Source organism: Bacillus sp. NEAU-Y102 (assembly GCF_054788175.1).
This window is the reverse complement of record NZ_JBTWFK010000005.1, coordinates 202695-219115: the sequence shown is the minus strand read 5'-3', so window position 1 is coordinate 219115 and position 16421 is coordinate 202695. Positions and strand designations below refer to the sequence as shown.

At 32.0% G+C, this 16421-nt stretch carries 15 protein-coding genes and 1 pseudogene; 5 read left to right on the top strand and 11 right to left on the bottom strand.

The genetic code is table 11. From position 1 onward, the window contains the following. Window positions 1-93 precede the first annotated feature (93 nt). Both ACYFX0_RS15070 and ACYFX0_RS15065 read left to right on the top strand, forming a co-directional pair. Window positions 94-1119, top strand: coding sequence for a vWA domain-containing protein (locus tag ACYFX0_RS15070; RefSeq protein ID WP_001125260.1), 1026 nt, complete (start codon window positions 94-96; stop codon window positions 1117-1119). Window positions 1120-1132: 13 nt separating this feature from the next. Then, entirely contained in the window at window positions 1133-1885 is a 753-nt protein-coding gene (locus tag ACYFX0_RS15065; RefSeq protein ID WP_000155449.1) for a hypothetical protein, read from the top strand. A 111-nt stretch (window positions 1886-1996) separates the two neighbouring features. Here ACYFX0_RS15065 and ACYFX0_RS15060 read toward each other — a convergent pair whose 3' ends face one another. From ACYFX0_RS15060 to ACYFX0_RS15020, 9 genes are all read right to left on the bottom strand, one after another. Then, complete coding sequence (locus ACYFX0_RS15060; RefSeq protein ID WP_000177370.1) at window positions 1997-2704, bottom strand: DNA polymerase; 708 nt, start codon at window positions 2702-2704, stop codon at window positions 1997-1999. Between the two features lie 168 nt (window positions 2705-2872). After that, the gene (locus ACYFX0_RS15055) at window positions 2873-3277 is read right to left on the bottom strand and encodes a hypothetical protein (protein WP_000781409.1); all 405 of its coding nucleotides are present in this window, start codon (window positions 3275-3277) and stop codon (window positions 2873-2875) included. Window positions 3278-3900: 623 nt separating this feature from the next. Continuing rightward, window positions 3901-5295, bottom strand: a complete 1395-nt coding sequence (locus ACYFX0_RS15050; protein WP_002083222.1) for a DNA polymerase — start codon at window positions 5293-5295, stop codon at window positions 3901-3903. An 86-nt stretch (window positions 5296-5381) separates the two neighbouring features. Then, window positions 5382-6041, bottom strand: a complete 660-nt coding sequence (locus tag ACYFX0_RS15045) for a hypothetical protein (protein WP_000207533.1) — start codon at window positions 6039-6041, stop codon at window positions 5382-5384. A 462-nt stretch (window positions 6042-6503) separates the two neighbouring features. After that, window positions 6504-7061: a sigma-70 family RNA polymerase sigma factor gene (locus ACYFX0_RS15040; protein ID WP_001090550.1), complete on the bottom strand. Its 558-nt coding sequence runs from the start codon at window positions 7059-7061 to the stop codon at window positions 6504-6506. A 27-nt stretch (window positions 7062-7088) separates the two neighbouring features. Next, on the bottom strand, window positions 7089-8165 hold the full coding sequence (locus ACYFX0_RS15035; protein ID WP_001167934.1) for a toprim domain-containing protein: 1077 nt from the start codon (window positions 8163-8165) through the stop codon (window positions 7089-7091). A gap of 24 nt (window positions 8166-8189) precedes the next feature. Continuing rightward, window positions 8190-9482, bottom strand: a complete 1293-nt coding sequence (locus tag ACYFX0_RS15030) for a DnaB-like helicase C-terminal domain-containing protein (protein WP_001139152.1) — start codon at window positions 9480-9482, stop codon at window positions 8190-8192. 479 nt (window positions 9483-9961) lie between these two features. After that, window positions 9962-10732, bottom strand: coding sequence for an ATP-binding protein (locus ACYFX0_RS15025; protein ID WP_001005180.1), 771 nt, complete (start codon window positions 10730-10732; stop codon window positions 9962-9964). 59 nt (window positions 10733-10791) lie between these two features. After that, window positions 10792-11382, bottom strand: a complete 591-nt coding sequence (locus ACYFX0_RS15020) for a helix-turn-helix domain-containing protein (RefSeq protein WP_000278516.1) — start codon at window positions 11380-11382, stop codon at window positions 10792-10794. Between the two features lie 261 nt (window positions 11383-11643). Here ACYFX0_RS15020 and ACYFX0_RS15015 point away from each other — a divergent pair, with 261 nt between their 5' ends. Together ACYFX0_RS15015 and ACYFX0_RS15010 are read left to right on the top strand one after the other, a co-directional pair. Continuing rightward, a complete protein-coding gene (locus ACYFX0_RS15015; RefSeq protein ID WP_000841662.1) occupies window positions 11644-11859 on the top strand; it encodes a hypothetical protein in 216 nt (71 codons plus the stop codon). 4 nt (window positions 11860-11863) lie between these two features. Beyond that, the gene (locus ACYFX0_RS15010; protein WP_001279432.1) at window positions 11864-12880 is read left to right on the top strand and encodes a hypothetical protein; all 1017 of its coding nucleotides are present in this window, start codon (window positions 11864-11866) and stop codon (window positions 12878-12880) included. A gap of 63 nt (window positions 12881-12943) precedes the next feature. Here ACYFX0_RS15010 and ACYFX0_RS15005 read toward each other — a convergent pair. Both ACYFX0_RS15005 and ACYFX0_RS15000 read right to left on the bottom strand, forming a co-directional pair. Continuing rightward, window positions 12944-14155 (bottom strand): annotated as a pseudogene (locus ACYFX0_RS15005) (IS3 family transposase). 84 nt (window positions 14156-14239) lie between these two features. Next, a complete protein-coding gene (locus ACYFX0_RS15000; protein ID WP_000427637.1) occupies window positions 14240-14785 on the bottom strand; it encodes a helix-turn-helix domain-containing protein in 546 nt (181 codons plus the stop codon). A 150-nt stretch (window positions 14786-14935) separates the two neighbouring features. Here ACYFX0_RS15000 and ACYFX0_RS14995 point away from each other — a divergent pair, with 150 nt between their 5' ends. Next, on the top strand, window positions 14936-16267 hold the full coding sequence (locus ACYFX0_RS14995) for a D-serine ammonia-lyase (protein WP_000658547.1): 1332 nt from the start codon (window positions 14936-14938) through the stop codon (window positions 16265-16267). Window positions 16268-16421: the final 154 nt, after the last annotated feature.

Genomic DNA, 16421 nt, shown 5'->3' with positions numbered 1-16421 from the left:
AAACTTGAAAAGGTAATACCACAAAGGTGTGTCATTTGACACACCTTTTCCTATAATGGGCTTACTATATTTGGTTAGGAGGTTACAATCGATATGCCTAAACTCAAAAGTATTATGAGATATGTTAAAGAAATAGATAAAATGATTAAAGATTTGCGTAAGGGTATGGCACATAGCCATCCATACTCAGTAGATGCTTTACGGCAATATGTAGATGAATTAGAAGCTATACGTGAAGTAATCATGGAATCAGGACTTGAATCTGGTGAAAACTTGGATACATTAATGTATAAAATCAGGGAATGTATAAGGGAGTGCGTGAGACCTTCTTATGCACGAAAACCACAAGTTTTACCTTATCCAAAACCAGATCCATGGGTACCACCTGTTACAGTCACAGGGGTTAATATTATTTTCGTTGTGGATATTTCTGAATCCATGTTTGAAGGAGGGGGACTTGAACCTGGAGGTCGTGTTAGAAACTTATTAGTTGCCACAGCAAATGAAATCGAGCGTTATGCTAAAGCTGCTAAAATCCCATGTAAAGTATCATTAGTAGCCTATGCTGATCCTACAGACAGAGCAGGAAAGAATAGGCCGAACTTTTGGAGAGTTCTACTGAATAAAAGTGTAGATGTACAAGGATTAGCACAAGCATTTTCTGATATTAGTACGCTAACATTTAATCGAGGATCGGATTTCCCTGAATCTGGTATGTCTGCAATTTATCATTCGATTGATCAAGTGATAGATAAAAGTGTAATAAATGGTAAACCCGTAGAGAATTCTCTTATTCTTGTATCAGATGATAGACAAAAGTTAGAGGGCAGTAGCGAACCTTCACATCGCCTGTATAAAGAAGTTACATACGATCAGGTTGACGGGAAGCTAAATAGCCTTAAAGTATTTAATCGTTATGCGTTAGTGCCTATGAAAACTATATATACAGTTCTTCCAGGAAGAAAAGGACCTGGGAAAATAGGGCCAGGGAATTGGAATAGTCCTATCATTCCTTTCTTTAGACAGTGTAGAGAGTACTTCCATGTAAGCTCTTTAAAAGATGTAAGCGATTGGATCACTTGGACATTAGATCCTACTAAGGCTCCGAAAAAAAAGTGAGGAGGAAGTGACAATGACAATTAGATTTGGAGATTTGTATGAGGAAATCTTAGCTATTGAAGATGCTATGCAGCGTATGAGAGATGATATAGCTAGTTCAGATTGTTCCTCTATTACAAAATGTCGTTTGGAAATAGAATTAGAGATGCTTGAACAAAAATTATATGAATTAGAACGTACAAATATAGATTTTGAATTATTAAACTTTGTTACAATTATAGAATCTATTGAAAGATGCTTTAATTGTATTGATATTCCAGGTGAATTATCTCATGATATAGCTCTTGTACCATATGATACAGCAAGCAATTGCGGAGGTAAAAAGAGACAATTATCACTTAAAGATATTGAATTAATTAGCGTATTTGAGATGAGTACTAGAAAGCCCGACAAACGACCAAATGTATTTGAATTTGTTAAGAGCGCAATGCCGTATAAAATCCTTACAATTGCATCAGAGAAGTATATTGTATCGTATGACTCGTTACGTAATGGTATTGCGGTTAAAGGGTTCAATAGGCAAACAGGGGAGTCAGTAACGAACTTTGGAAATATTTCTAGAATTGATGTGAAATTAAATGATTCGGCGCGTCAGAAATATGGCATAGAATGGGTAACTGCATGTAAGGTTTTATTAACAACACCTACACCAATGGTTAGTATTGCACCGTTATCGTTAGCTATTGATGGTAATCCGAGCACCATGCCTAGGGTTGAATATACAAATGAGGCAGAAGTTGAAATGGTATTTCAATTTTTTGTATAGATAATTAGGAACTAAAAAGATAAAAAAACGTACAGAAGTGTACGTTTTTTTATTATCTCGTTTAATCAAAGTGGCAATTATAATGTTTAATTCATTTTCTATTAAATTCACCTAAAACGTTGAATTCAGGAAGGTGTTTATTTTCTGTTTAAATTGTTGATGAAATAATCTGTTCAGATCTAAATCACTATTAGAAAACTCTTTAATTTCCTCGATTGAAAATGTACCACCCCAATATGGAGAGGTATGAATATCCGAATGGAATGTCACTCCTAAATGGGTAGAAGGAATGGCATTTAGCATAATGTTTGAAATTTCTTTTAAAACGTCTTGGGAAACATCTTGTGGTACATCAAAAATTAATTCATCATGTATCTGTAATACGATGTGTATATCATGCTCTTCAAGTATAGATTTGTAATTCTCCTGTAGCCATTCATCTCTATCTAAGCATTTTGTACCATCTGGCCGGGTGGGATAAAATAAATTTACCATGGCTTTTTTTACTTGTGTCGCAGAAGTTCCTTGTATTTTAAAGTTACAACTTTGCCGTTTTATTTTCTCTAATCTCCAATCTGAATTTTTGTTCTTAAAGGTGGAAGAAGAGGTAGCTTTTAAAATTGTTTCTTTAAAACGTCTTTTTCTACCAAACAAATCTTTTACATAACCATTAGTTAAAACTTCTCTATGTGTTTCAGATTCCCATCTTAAAAAGTTGGGTAATTGTTTTTTAAATTGATTAATTAACGAAGTAGCTGCTGCTTTTGTAATATTTAATTGATCAGATAAACCGATTTCTGTTATACCATATAAGGTCACTTAAACCCCTTAGTTTCCTAAGGGAGTGGACTATACCTTAGCAACTATTTCAAGTTACTTCTCACATTAAGCGAACTCGTTAGATTGGTTGTTTATATAACCGCGGAACGCTATAAGTCTCTGCACCTGCCATTCATATGAACGCTTTGGCACAGGATTACCATATGCTTATACACTTAGGTTTCCCTGTTTTGAGTGAGATTTTAATTCGGCAATCCCTTTACCGAATACAATGCTTTTCATTTCTTTTCTAAGCGATTCAAAAGCATTTGCCAGAGAAGGAATGGTAGTACTGTTTAGTTCCTTCATATTATATATCTTCAAGATATATAGACATTCTGGGGTATCTGACCATTTATTTATAAGCTGTTGTATATGATGCTGAGTCTCTTTTAATGTTTCTCTTTTATAATTTCGAATATCCTCAAACAAGTTATAAGTAAACCCCTTAATTTGGCAAGTGATTTGACTATGTACATCTAAACCTTTCTTAAAAGCTTCAATTAGAACCGGTTCTTGTGTTACTATTGCGAGCCAACGTAATTCTTGTTGTATGTATACCGCCATTTTCATGGTATTTGAACACTCCTTAAAGGAGCCGGATTAGACTATACCTTCTGTTGCATTCCTGCAAATAATGGGCAAATTTTGTGACCACTAAGCCCATAGCCTACCGTATAAATGAGTTCGATGGATTTATCAATTTTGGTTGATAGACGACTCATTATTTTGTTAACTATGAATCAAGATGATAATTAACAAGCAGTCGTTGCACTTCTTGTCACTAGAAGCACAGGATTCGCTCCACCGTTACATGAGGGCGTTCCCTGTTTTGAGTAGGTTTAGATTAACGACTTCAGCCAACGTTTTGTAAACTGAAGTCAATACTGGTGAATAATCTACCTCTTTCTGCTCTAAAGGCCATACGTATAAAATCAGCTTTACTTGGTACTTGTTGTCATTGTAGTAATGCAAGGCTCTTTATCCTTGCTCTCTTTTTTCAAAGAGTATCGGACTATATCATCACCCTGTTGTAGAAGGGTGGATCGCTTTCGTGCTTATTTCACCTGTTCTAGGTTAATTTAAGTAGTCTCTGCACCTTTCTAATATCCCTATTAGACTTGGCTCAGGATTGACATAGGTAATTACCCTTAGCTTTCCCTGAATTAACGATCTGCTTACACATAAAGTTACCTTTATGCAGCCCACAACTTTAGGTTTGGTGACGAGCAACTCATACGGCCTGTTTTAGTTCCTACAGAGTTATAGATAGGATGAATTTTATTATCGATAGTACCTTGTTGTTCTTTGGGTAGGGAGTTGCAAAAAGAACTTATTAATTTCACTAAGCGACGATATTCTAGAATTAGAGGAATTACAGGATGCATTGATAGATTACGTATCAGCGTTTTTCTATCAGTTTTTAGCTTGGAAATCAAACTTTTGCAACCTTTGTCATATTCCATGATAGGTTTTAGAATAGCGTTATCAATATAAAGTTTTTGGGCCAAATGGGCTGGAGAATTTATATTAAACAAAGTGCTTGTTAATTTATTTACGCTATTATATTTATTTTGTTGCTTAGGTGGGTGCATACAATTATTTAATGTGATAGTAGAACCTAGGTGATTCAAGATTTCTTTTTTTACGGATTGTAATTTCGCTTGGAGTATTTGTTTTACATCATTGCTTAGAAATTCTTCATTAATTTTAATACCTTTTCTTTCAGCGGTAGTAAGTACAGCTATTAAAGGCATCTCTATTTCTCTAAATAATTTATATATATGAACAAGATTAAATTTAGGGTTTTCAAAAATCCTTTTCTGATACTCGAATACAGACTTTAGCATAAAAATATCATAGCAAGCGAAGTAGGTAGCTACATGGTGTTGTAGCTGATCATAGAGTGTCTTTTCAAACATATATTTTTTACTATCCATGGTATTTAAAATGGTTCCTTTTGAAATAAGACGGGGTAATACATATTCTTTATACCATTCTTTTACACCTTTTGGATGGTTCTCATTTAATAGGTTTGCAGCTATCTCAGTATCCCAAAAGATATTATATGTAATGTCAAAATTACACCAATTATATAGAGCATGAATGTGTTGCTTACTGTTACTAAGTATTAATAAGGTATCTTTCTCTAATAGTGGTGAGAGTTTTTTCATCGTGTATTCTAGACTTAATGTAGAGATATTCTGTGATAATCGATGTTTAAAAGGCTTAATAGGTATATAAAAAAAACTGTTATCCATAAATCCAATCGTAATTGAGATGATTGAGTCTTTAAAAGGATTCGAACCAGTGGATTTCGTATCAATAAATGTATAAGCTTGTGAATGTAAGGTTTTATACACCTTATACTTGGTAATGAATTCTTTAAATTGTTCAGGGGTATGTATTAAGTAGTAATTTAAAGGTAGTTTTACTGAATTATTAATTCCGTGAACATATTGATTTTGTTTTATCGTAATCTTTTTTTTCTCATTTTTTTTTGTACGAGTTTTTTGCGTGCTTTCTTTTACTTCGCGCTTATTTAATAGTGTAAAAATGTCCTGATTGGATTCATTTGATTTAAAAAACAAAATTTACAACTCCTTACTTCAAAAAGGGACGACATAATCGTCCCTTTCTATATTTAATAATAGAAATTAAAATTCCATACCGTTTTCTAAAACGGTAATTTATGATTAGTAGTTCTCAATTGTTCCTTTTCATCAAAACCTTCAGTAGTTAATGAAAGAGTAGGGGAACTACATTGAAACTGTGCTTGCTGTAAATTGTATATTGTTGAGGCTGCATTCATAAATTCTTGGATTTCATCAGGACTATGAGAAGTTATATATGTTGATATATCAAGCATTTCAATTTCATTAAAGTCTGGCTTCTTTAATATAGGTTCTTCATCCACTGAAGTATAATGGTATGGTTTAGCTGAATAAGTGGTATCATTAGCACCTGTCCCACTTCTAGAGATAGTGACAAAATCTTTTGTAGGATCAATCACGTAAAGATTAAAGTCTGTGTGTAATTTTTGAATGTGAGTTTTCGCTAAAGAGACTAGCTTAATCTTATTATCTAATGGATCATATACACGTAATTTAATCTTCAAATTCGGATATTTACCAGGATTAACGTGACAAAGGGGGCACACATCTGTCCCTGGACAACGTATATATTTGGGTTTTAAGGTAGGTTCATAATGCTCGCGAATACCAACCAGATTTTCATACCAATCGATAAATAAAAGTGTAAGTGGTTTTTTATCTTTAAACGTAAGAAAGGTGTTTCCCACTTTTAAAATTGCATCTAATCCTTTTATTGTCGTCATACTTTATTTCCTCCTTAAATTGACAGGATATATAACTTCATTCAATTGTTATATATCGATATAAAGGTTTATTTAAATTAACTTTGTTTATTCTGTTTATATAAATAAACAGAACTTAAGTTTTTAAATGCAGACTGTAAGTTATGAATCTAGTCAATACTTAATAGTAACAAATCAATAATTAAGCTTAATAATTTTCCAATAAAGTTCATGTAATGAATGGTTATATATATAAAAGAGGGCTGAAATCTAATAAGAAACAGATAAACGCCTTTGAAAATTATTGTCGATGTTGTATACTAGTTGTATATACTAGACTGATTAATAGTTATCGTAATAACTAATTAAATAGTTGCGGAATTTATAATGAAAATAAAAGTTACTTTTGTTTACAAAATGTTCTTAATTGTTTTACAATATTTTTAGGTGATTGTTGTTTGAGGTAGTAGGGAACTAAGTATATTAACAACAATAAATGCTACGCAATTTCTTTAATGCTCTTGTTGAGTGCGATTTATTAATTTTAAGTTCGTTTGCGATTTCAGCTAAATTCATACAGACTCCTAAGCCGTCATATAGCATGTATTCTATGACATGTTGTTCAGTCGGAGTAAATTTGTTTCTATGTATTTCAAAATCTGCTTTAACAATTGAGAATTCATATCCTTGTTCGTAAGACTCTTGGCAAAATGTAGGGCAATTGTTTTCACTAGAATCGTCTTCAATAAATCCATCACAATAAAATACTGAAGTCGAATTTTGTTCTACCATTCTATTTGTATAACGATAATAATCAACCACGGTTCTTTTAATAATTGTTTGACAGAATGAAGGTAGCTTTTCAGATGGAACTGTTGTTTGTTGAAGAGATTTCATTATACGCAAGATACAATCTTGTTTCACATCTTCTTTATCTTGATTTCTCACCTTAAATAATTCAAAATTAAAAATTTTAGCTATAGATTCAGAGTTTAGTATTTCCATTATTAAATCTTGAAAGTTTATAGTTGCTGTGTTCATTATATAAATCCCCTTTATTTGAATGAATTAAAATTTACTGCTTAGTAAACTAATTGAATTTGTATTTAATTTATCTAGTAACCCCATCTTAAGTAAGTCATTGGAGTCGATTTTTGAATCTTCAGTGAATTGGGGTGGATAAAGAGTATGATTGACCGTGAATCCCTCCTGTATTAAGTGTTTTGTTGCTTTTTGTGTTGCATCTTTTCCAGCTTTGTCATTGTCAAAAAATAGATCAACTATCTCTATACCTGCTAGATGTAATTCGCGTATTTGGTTTTTAAATAATAATTTCCCGTTAATTGCAACAGCAGGAATACCTACTTGATAGTTACTCATTGCATCTATAGGAGATTCTACGATACGAACTCTTTTAATTCGATTGGCTGATGTTCGTAATTGATTAATTAAATGAAGTCCAAATAAAATATCTTTTTTGTTTGGTAATCCTTCGTTGATAAATTTTGAACCGTTATAATTGCTTCCAATTTTTCGTTTTTGTAAAAAGCGAAGATCCCCGTTTCGAGTACGTTGCGGAAATACGATACATTTATTTCTGACATCTATTTTTATTTCGTAAGTATCTAAAGTCTTCATGTTTATTCCACGCTGATTAATTAAATAGGACATTGCTACATTGTAAATTCCTTGATTTTTAAATTTTTCCTCATCCAATTTTTTGAGTGTTTCTTCAGATAATGTATTTGCTTTTATACATTTTTTTCTTGTAGCTAAGATTTTTGTAATGTCTAAAGGTTTACGATTGTCTTCAAAATAGTAATTTGATAATAGGGCTTTTAATCCGTTGCCTCGTTCTAAAACAAAAGCGGTTTCAATTACACAATCTATGGTTCCTAAGTATCCACAACAGAAACAGTGTGTGTGATAGGGAGGGGTTTTAGAAATACCAAATGATGGTCTTGTTTCTGTATGATTCGGACAGCAACACATTATATAATTGCCGTTATCATTTTTCTTTGAAAATGCTGCATGGTTACTTTGATATCTAAGGGAATACTGATACTTAAAACGCAAATCATCTATTAGACTTGGTATATCAAGTGATGTATTTTCGAGAATTTCTACATTTTTTGCTTTTTGCATGTATTTTCATCTCCATTATTAAGACTAGAAGAACTGTTTTTCATACTGATTGTTTATGGTACTAATCAGTCCGGTATCAAAGTTATATCGCACAATGAAACTTTGACCACTAGCATTGCCACGATTTTTTATAACCTGTACTTTAAAGGTATTTTCATTTATTTTGATAATAGATATACCTTTGCTAGCATCTTGGAAAATTGCATAAGTTTCCCCGATATCTTCACCAGTCATCGTGCTATCATTTTGACTTTTTTTTATTCTTTTAGCGGACTCTCTGTTAGCTTGTGCTACTACATAACCTGGAATTCCTGTTCCTAAAATCATTTCACGTACTGCTGCTGATATATCAAATAATCTTTGTCTTAAATCCCCAAAATTATTATTGGAGCTATTTAAACGTACTTTGGATAATTGATCTAAAACAAAGCGAGTATGTCCTTCAGACTCAAGGACGCGTTGTATTTCAGTAACTGTATAGGGGCGACCACCATTTTTTTGAATATCATAGATGACCATATCTTTTTGCTTTTTCCTTAGTTGATCTAAAAAGAAGATATAACGGTCTTTTTGTTCAGCTGACATAGTACCACGTTGTATGCCTAAATTTGATACACCAGCCAGGACATGATCCCAATTTCGGGCAATTTCTTCGGCACGTTGTTCTAAAGCAAAGTATGCAGGGAAATCCCACTCGATATTACTATTCCAAGCGGACATTAACATAAATGAGGATATTAATGTTTTGCCCATATTAGATGGTGCGAAAACAAGAAAATAATCAGTTTCTTGCCCATCACTTACTAATCCATTAGTCACTAAATCTAATGTTTTAAAGCCTGTAGTCGCTCCTAAAATTTCATTTTCATCTCTACCATGAATTGATAAGTACTTACTCTTACGTGTATCCGCCATTCCAGTATATGAGTATCCTTTGTTGTCAATATTCGCAAGTTTTAACATATTCGTGGCATTTAATTTAATATCTAAAATAGCTTCTACAGTTTTCTTTTCAGCGACAAGGTTTGCTGCTTTTTGAAGAAAGGGCTTGAATTTTCTATGTAGCCAATCTTCTTTCAGAGCATCTACTACAAATTCTGTTTTTTCTAATTCGACCATTTCAAATTCTTCAAATATATTCATTACGGTTTCTATTGTTGGAAGTTGTTTTTGTAATTTTTTAAAATTTTCAATGTAATTAAAAATATCTTTATGTATAGGAAAATGTTCTTCATCAAGGCCATTTTTATCAATTGAAGACCAATCTCTGTTTTCTAATATATGGTTTAATAGTTGTAATTCTTCAATGGATGGCATAATATAAACTCCTTTTCATCTAATCTCGACATAATAATCGATGTAATAATGGAAATAGTTGCGATTTTTTTAATAACAAAACGCGGAACTTATGTTCGTTTTTAGGGCGAAAAATTAGAACTTATGTTCTTTTATAATTTAAAATAAAACGTATGTTCTATCTTTGCCGAAAAATAAAAGAACTTATGTTCGTTTTTGGGGCGTAAAAGAATAGAAGATTAAACCAGAACCCTAATGGAATAAAGCATCTTACTATCCAAAACAGATATTGCTGCTTTATTATGTTCTGATTAACTTCTTTTGTTTTACAGGTATTTATATATAAGGATTTAATACATTTCTACTCAATTCATAAGCTGAAAATTTAATCATGTAAATTAGTATACTATGGAAATATATTAATTGTAATACTATTTTTACATATTTATCATATTATTGTTAAATGGATTCTAGAAAGACCCCGTTACATGACGAGATCTTTATATAATTGGCTTCAGAATATAACTTTTTTCTTGTCTTCTATCACGACCTCCTAATTGATATACAACAGTATTAAATAACATACGAGATGTAATAATATCCCCAAGACAATTCTCTTGTTCTAATTGTTGGAGTGTAAGATTAGAAGTGAAAAATGTTGATTTTTTGTTTTCTTTACGAAAATCAATTACATCATAAGTAAAATCCTTAATATAATTTGTAAATCTCCCATTTCCTATATCATCAAGTATTAGTAGGGGAACCGTCTTCATGAGTTTTACTTGTTGTAAAACTTTTTGTGTGAAATCTTCATCATTTAATTGATAAATTTGCCGTAGATCATTTGCCCATGAACCATACTTAATATAGAGTACAAGCGGAGACTCAAAATTAAATAAAGAAGGATTCATTACTGATTTAAATATATATTCCATTGCAAAGGCTATAGCAGTATATGATTTACCAGTTCCTTTTTGTGGATGTATAAAAGCGAGGTTATTTCCATTCTTAACAATTTCCTCTATTGAATTAAAAGTATCTATAATGTAGTCTTTGTACATTCTGTTATCCGTGTCGATTAAGAAATTTCTTTTATTTGCATTTTGATATTCTAAAGGAATTTGAGAAAGCTTTAAAGCTTGATTAAGTAAGATATAACCGCCACACTCAGGATTCATTGTATAATCCTGTGGCAGGGGAGTAGTACCATTTCTACGTTGGCACCAATCTCTAACGACACATTGTGTACAAGTAACATAAGGTTCATTCAATATTCACACCACCCATTATGCTTATAAATTATTTATATGATTTTGTAATTTCAAAACTGTTATATAATAGATTGATTTTTAAATATAAAATTACTAGTCAATACTTCAATATTTAATTCTTTTTTCTCTAAAACATGAAGGAATAAAGCATTTAAGTGATTTATTGTATTTTGCTGAATCTCCATATGATGTAATGAATATTTATTTTGATTAAGAAAAGACAATATTGAATTCTTGCATTTCATAATATCCTTCCAATCATATTTTTTTGCAAGTGTATCTATTACTTCCCATATCATTTCTGATACTTTTAGGAGTGGAATTTTATCACATTCTATTATGTAGTATCGATTACTTTTTCCACGACCTGGGACCTCTTTTTTTATAAATCCTTTTTCAACTAATTCATTAATATAACGAATAATTGTATTTATTGAGCAGGAACAAGATATAGACAATCTATAAATACTTGGGAATGCAAATTCTCCTTTTTTATAAATGTAATTCAAAATGTTAGAATACACCAATTTTGCGTGAGTACTTAGGCCAATACAGTGAGCTACCATGCTAGGAGTGCTTATATGCCCTTTGTTGTATGAGCTATTGTATATAAATTCTCTTTCTTTTGAATTTGGTATCGTTTTATACAATTAAAACACCTCTTTCTATTATAAGTATCGTTTTATATGCTGAAAAAGTTGAGGGGAATTTTAAGGAAATAAAAAATAATTCTACATTCAGATAAAAAATAATCCAATTTACCTATAATACTATTAAATAAAATCCAATAAACACGTAGTTTTTTAATAATGGAAAGCTTTAATTGTTTATATTCTTGCGTAGTTTGGGTTTGATTATAAAGAGCGATTATAAAGCGGGTATTACAATTTGAATAGTTTAGAGGTGATGATATGAAGAGTAATTGGAAATCACATCCGATTTGTGAATTGGGAGATCAAATTGGAAAAGCTATTATGCTTACATGTAAAGAAAATGCATATATTGGTGGTTTAAAAGACATCACTGAAAAATTCATTATGATTGAAGTTGGTGAGGGGATGGTTATTGCTGTGGACCGCACTGTATTAAATGATGAATCAATAGAACTACATGTTGTGGGAGGATAAAAGATTGTCTGATTTTGTTATAAGTGAAAATACGCGTAATAGTATTAGTACTATTAATGCTCCTAGACCAAAATTAGATCCCCGAGATCCTAATATTGGGAAAATAGCACTGGTTAAAGAAGGGGCATATAAGGGTCTAAAAGGTATAATATATCCACCTACTAAGGAATTGAAATATGATGGAGAGTTTGTAAAAGGATTTACAGGGCATTATGAAGTAGAAAAACTCTATCATGTAATGTTCTTTTTTGAAGATGGTACATTTTTTTGTGCAATGGAGACAGATTTAATGGATTTAGAGGTAGAAGGGGGGATATTCATTATTGATGACGGAGATGGAACTGTTGCAAAACCCTATGGATGTGGTGAAAGATTATATACGTCGGTTCCAGAAATTTATCATGAATTACCTTTAAATAAATCAGGTTATATCATTATCAATACCTACCAAAGCAGGCGGGTAGATTCTGTATTTAAAGTGTTTTGGATTAACGATCTTACTACACCAATAGGACAAACTCATACACGCGTGCATGGAGTAGTTTTTAATAGTCCACATGATATAATATTTTATTATGATCCCAGGTATAACCCAAATAAAATAGTCATTAAGAATGATTATATAGGAAATTGGTATCATAAAGTCAATTGTCTTACAGAACTTGATGGCTCAATATTTAAGCCGTATACCTGTGGGACTAATATTGTTCTTAATAGTCCCATAGATATGAAAAAGTGTTTTTTTCAACTAATTGAACGTACAGGGGAAGTTGAAGTTGTATATAAATACTTGGGAGATCCTAAAAGTGAGGCTTCATTAGAAGTGTTTTGGCAGAATGAAGTCATAGGGAAAGTAAACACTAAGGAAAAAAATTTTGAGGAGAAAAGCATTATCTTTAGTGTAGATGAAATCAAAATGTTTAATCCTCAGGTGAGAGTTACAGTACATGGACACTGGGAAGTGAAAGTAAAATGTCCGGTAAATAAGGAGATATTACAGTTAGGAGAACAGAATTTTTGAGTACTAGTGGTATGGGTTCGTTAAAAGTTGAACTAACCCCAGAAAGTTTGACAAGTCGTTTCATTAGGCAGCTTTTAGGGCATGAGTTCGATATTGTACCGGGCTCATGCCTTTTAATTTTGCCTTAATTCGTTTGTGATTATAATAATCGATATATTTTTCAAATTCTTGTTTAAAGTGTTCTATGCTTTCAAAATCTTTTAGATAAAGAAATTCAGATTTCATAATACCAAAGAAACTTTCAATAATCGCATTATCGTAACATCTTTGATACAAGTGAATAGGTTGGTCTTGAATCAATTGTATAAGCGATTATCTCTCAATTAAATAGATCTAACATCGGTGATAAGTAGAGCTTCTCGCCGCATAATTTAAATTCTGTTATGTCTGTAACTCATTTTTCGTTTGGCTTTTCAGCCTTAAAGTTACGTTCTAAAATATTTGGCGTAATCTTACCTACTTTCCCTTTATAAGAGCGATATTTTTTCATACGAACTAGGCTCTTTAAACCTAACTCTTTCACAATTCGTTGAACTTTTTTATGGTTGATTTTGTGTCTTTGGTTCATTAACTCATCGCGAATACGGCGATATCCATAACGACCTTGGTGTTCATCGTAAATGTTTTGAATTAAGACCTTTAGCTCTTTATCTGGATGATTAGAATTCTGTATCCAGTAATAATACGTACTTCGTGGGAGTTCTGCTAATTTTAAAAGTGCCTTTACCGGAAATGCTTTCCTTAGTTCATAGATTATTTGCGCCTTATCTTGTTTGGTGATTTCTCCTTGTTTTGAACTAAGGAATTCAACTTTTTTAAATAAGCATTCTCCATACGCAAACGCTCCAATTCAGCTTGTAATGCTTCTACTGACTCTTCTGTTTGTGTTTGTTTCTTAATTGATTTTTGATTGTCCTTAGTCATAGATTGATGCCTCTTTTTCTTAGATTTAAGGGCGTCTACTCCTTTTTGACGTAGCTGAATACGCCATTTTCTAATAAGTCCAGATGAAGAAATATTAAAAATAACTGCCGTTTCGTTTGGAGACGTCCCATTTTCGAACATATAATTTAGTACGCCTAGTTTATACTGTACAAAATACGTTGTATAGTCTTTTTCAAATGCTCGGATTCCATGATATTCAAATTGTTTTATACATATTCGAACCACTTCGTGATTCGTTCTCAATGATTTCGCAATATCTTTTATACTCTCACTTCCATCTTGATAATGTATTGCTGCATTCATTTTGTTTTCTGAAGTAAATTTAGTCATAAAAAAATTACACCTCCAATTGTTAGACACATTCTAACAATTGGAGGTGTAATTCATAAGAAGTAACCTGTTTTTATTTATACATTAAAAAATCGGCGGAGTAACAGAAAATAAAACTATCGCGTTTTTTTCAAAATGATTTACCCATTTATGCTTTAAATAAGCAGGTATCTTTACACTGTCACCAGTTTCTAATACGTATTCTTCCTCGTTTAAATATAATGTGATTTTCCCATCTAAGACAAATGCTAATTCTTCTCCTTTATGTTCTAGCACATTTTCTGATGAAGCTGTATTAGGCGGGACGGTCATAATTGCTGTTGCTAAATTTCCAGTGAAATCAGGTGAAAGCATTTCATATGATAAATTATCGATAATCATTTTCTTTCGTTTATGGGAACGTACAATTAAATCGTCTGTATTTGTATCTTCAAGTAAAAAGCTAAATGTTGGCACATCAAGAGCTTTAGCAAGCACTTTTAATGTTTGAATAGAAGGGTTAGCCGACCCACGCTCAATTTGACTTAACATAGATGGTGTAATATCGGCCATCTTTGCTAGTTCTTTACTAGTTAAACCTTTTTCTTTTCTTTGTTTTTCAATTTTTTTACCAATATCTATATTTTCCATAATGAAAATCTCCTCAAGGGTTATTAAATTATATTTAAATAAATTAAATTAAAATTAACTAAAGTGAACGATTTGTGTTAAACTATATTAAAATTAATTTAATTATAATTTATTATATGGTGAGCTACAAGGATATAAGGAGGAAACAAAATGAAAGAAATAGGGGCATTACAAGCAGAATACCCATTAGTGAATAAACTTATTGCAACAAAAGAAGTATTTTGGATAAACCCACACATAGAAAAGTATGAAAGGGCAATAAAAGATTCACCACTTAATGAAGAGAATGTAAAAGATGCGGAAGAGAGATTAAAGCGTTTTGCGCCATATATTGCGAAAGTTTTTCCTGAAACGAAAGGGACTAACGGCATAATCGAATCACCTTTAGTAAAAATACCTTCTATGAAAGAAGCTTTAGAGACAAATTACAAGCAACCTATTTTAGGAGAATTATTATTAAAATGTGATAGTCATCTCCCGATATCAGGATCAATTAAAGCTAGAGGCGGCATTTATGAAGTGTTGAAACATGCTGAGCAACTAGCATTGCAGCACGGAATGTTAACAGAAGAAGATGATTATTCCATTTTAGATAGTGATACATGTAGAGAGTTTTTCTCGAAGTATTCAATTGCGGTAGGTTCTACAGGGAATTTAGGACTTAGCATAGGAATTATGAGTGCGAATCTAGGTTTTAATGTAACTGTTCATATGTCAGCAGACGCAAAAGAATGGAAGAAAAGTTTATTAAGAAGTAAAGGTGTAAACGTTATTGAATATGAAGATGATTATAGCAAAGCAGTAGAAGAAGGAAGACGACAGGCAGATGCGGATCCTAGCTGTTATTTTGTAGACGATGAAAACTCACATGATCTATTTTTAGGATACTCAGTAGCAGCATCACGATTACAAAAGCAATTAGAAGAGTTAGAGGTTGTAGTAGATGAAAATCACCCTTTATTTGTTTACCTTCCGTGCGGAGTAGGAGGAGGACCTGGCGGAGTAGCATTCGGTTTAAAGTTATTGTATAAAGACAACGTTCATTGTTTCTTTGCAGAGCCAACACACTCACCATGTATGTTACTCGGCTTAATGACAGGCCTTCATGACAAAATTGCCGTTCAAGATATCGGAATTGATAATGTAACAGATGCGGATGGACTTGCGGTAGGAAGACCGTCTGGATTTGTCGGGAAAACGATGGAACCATTTTTAAGTGGAAATTATACAGTAAACGATGAAGAGTTATATAGATTGTTAAAAGAACTAGCTGATACGGAGAATATTTATTTAGAGCCTTCTGCACTAGCAGGTATGATAGGGCCAGTGAAAGTGTGTAAAGAAGATGAGTATTTACAAAAGCAACAGTTAACAGAGAAAGTGAAAAAAGGTACTCATATTGTGTGGGGAACGGGTGGAAGCATGGTTCCTAAAGATGTAATGAATGAATATTATAGGAAAGGTTTGGAATTAACGATATAAGAAAAATGAGGCTAGTTGTAGCCTCATTTTTTCATGTACATAAAAATCTTTGTTATTTTCACAATAGTTCTTTATAGTATATATAAAGGATAACTAATATTGAATAAATATAACAAAAAAGCTTTATTTTACATAATAAGAGGATGTGTATACG

What these genes read in the sequence shown, in the direction of transcription:
- ACYFX0_RS15070 (WP_001125260.1), top strand. Translation starts at nt 94, where the DNA reads ATGCCTAAACTCAAAAGTATTATGAGATATGTTAAAGAAATAGATAAA.
- ACYFX0_RS15065 (WP_000155449.1), top strand. Translation starts at nt 1,133, where the DNA reads ATGACAATTAGATTTGGAGATTTGTATGAGGAAATCTTAGCTATTGAA.
- ACYFX0_RS15055 (WP_000781409.1), bottom strand. Translation starts at nt 3,277, where the DNA reads ATGAAAATGGCGGTATACATACAACAAGAATTACGTTGGCTCGCAATA.
- ACYFX0_RS15045 (WP_000207533.1), bottom strand. Translation starts at nt 6,041, where the DNA reads ATGACGACAATAAAAGGATTAGATGCAATTTTAAAAGTGGGAAACACC.
- ACYFX0_RS15040 (WP_001090550.1), bottom strand. Translation starts at nt 7,061, where the DNA reads ATGAACACAGCAACTATAAACTTTCAAGATTTAATAATGGAAATACTA.
- ACYFX0_RS15035 (WP_001167934.1), bottom strand. Translation starts at nt 8,165, where the DNA reads ATGCAAAAAGCAAAAAATGTAGAAATTCTCGAAAATACATCACTTGAT.
- ACYFX0_RS15030 (WP_001139152.1), bottom strand. Translation starts at nt 9,482, where the DNA reads ATGCCATCCATTGAAGAATTACAACTATTAAACCATATATTAGAAAAC.
- ACYFX0_RS15015 (WP_000841662.1), top strand. Translation starts at nt 11,644, where the DNA reads ATGAAGAGTAATTGGAAATCACATCCGATTTGTGAATTGGGAGATCAA.
- ACYFX0_RS15000 (WP_000427637.1), bottom strand. Translation starts at nt 14,785, where the DNA reads ATGGAAAATATAGATATTGGTAAAAAAATTGAAAAACAAAGAAAAGAA.
- ACYFX0_RS14995 (WP_000658547.1), top strand. Translation starts at nt 14,936, where the DNA reads ATGAAAGAAATAGGGGCATTACAAGCAGAATACCCATTAGTGAATAAA.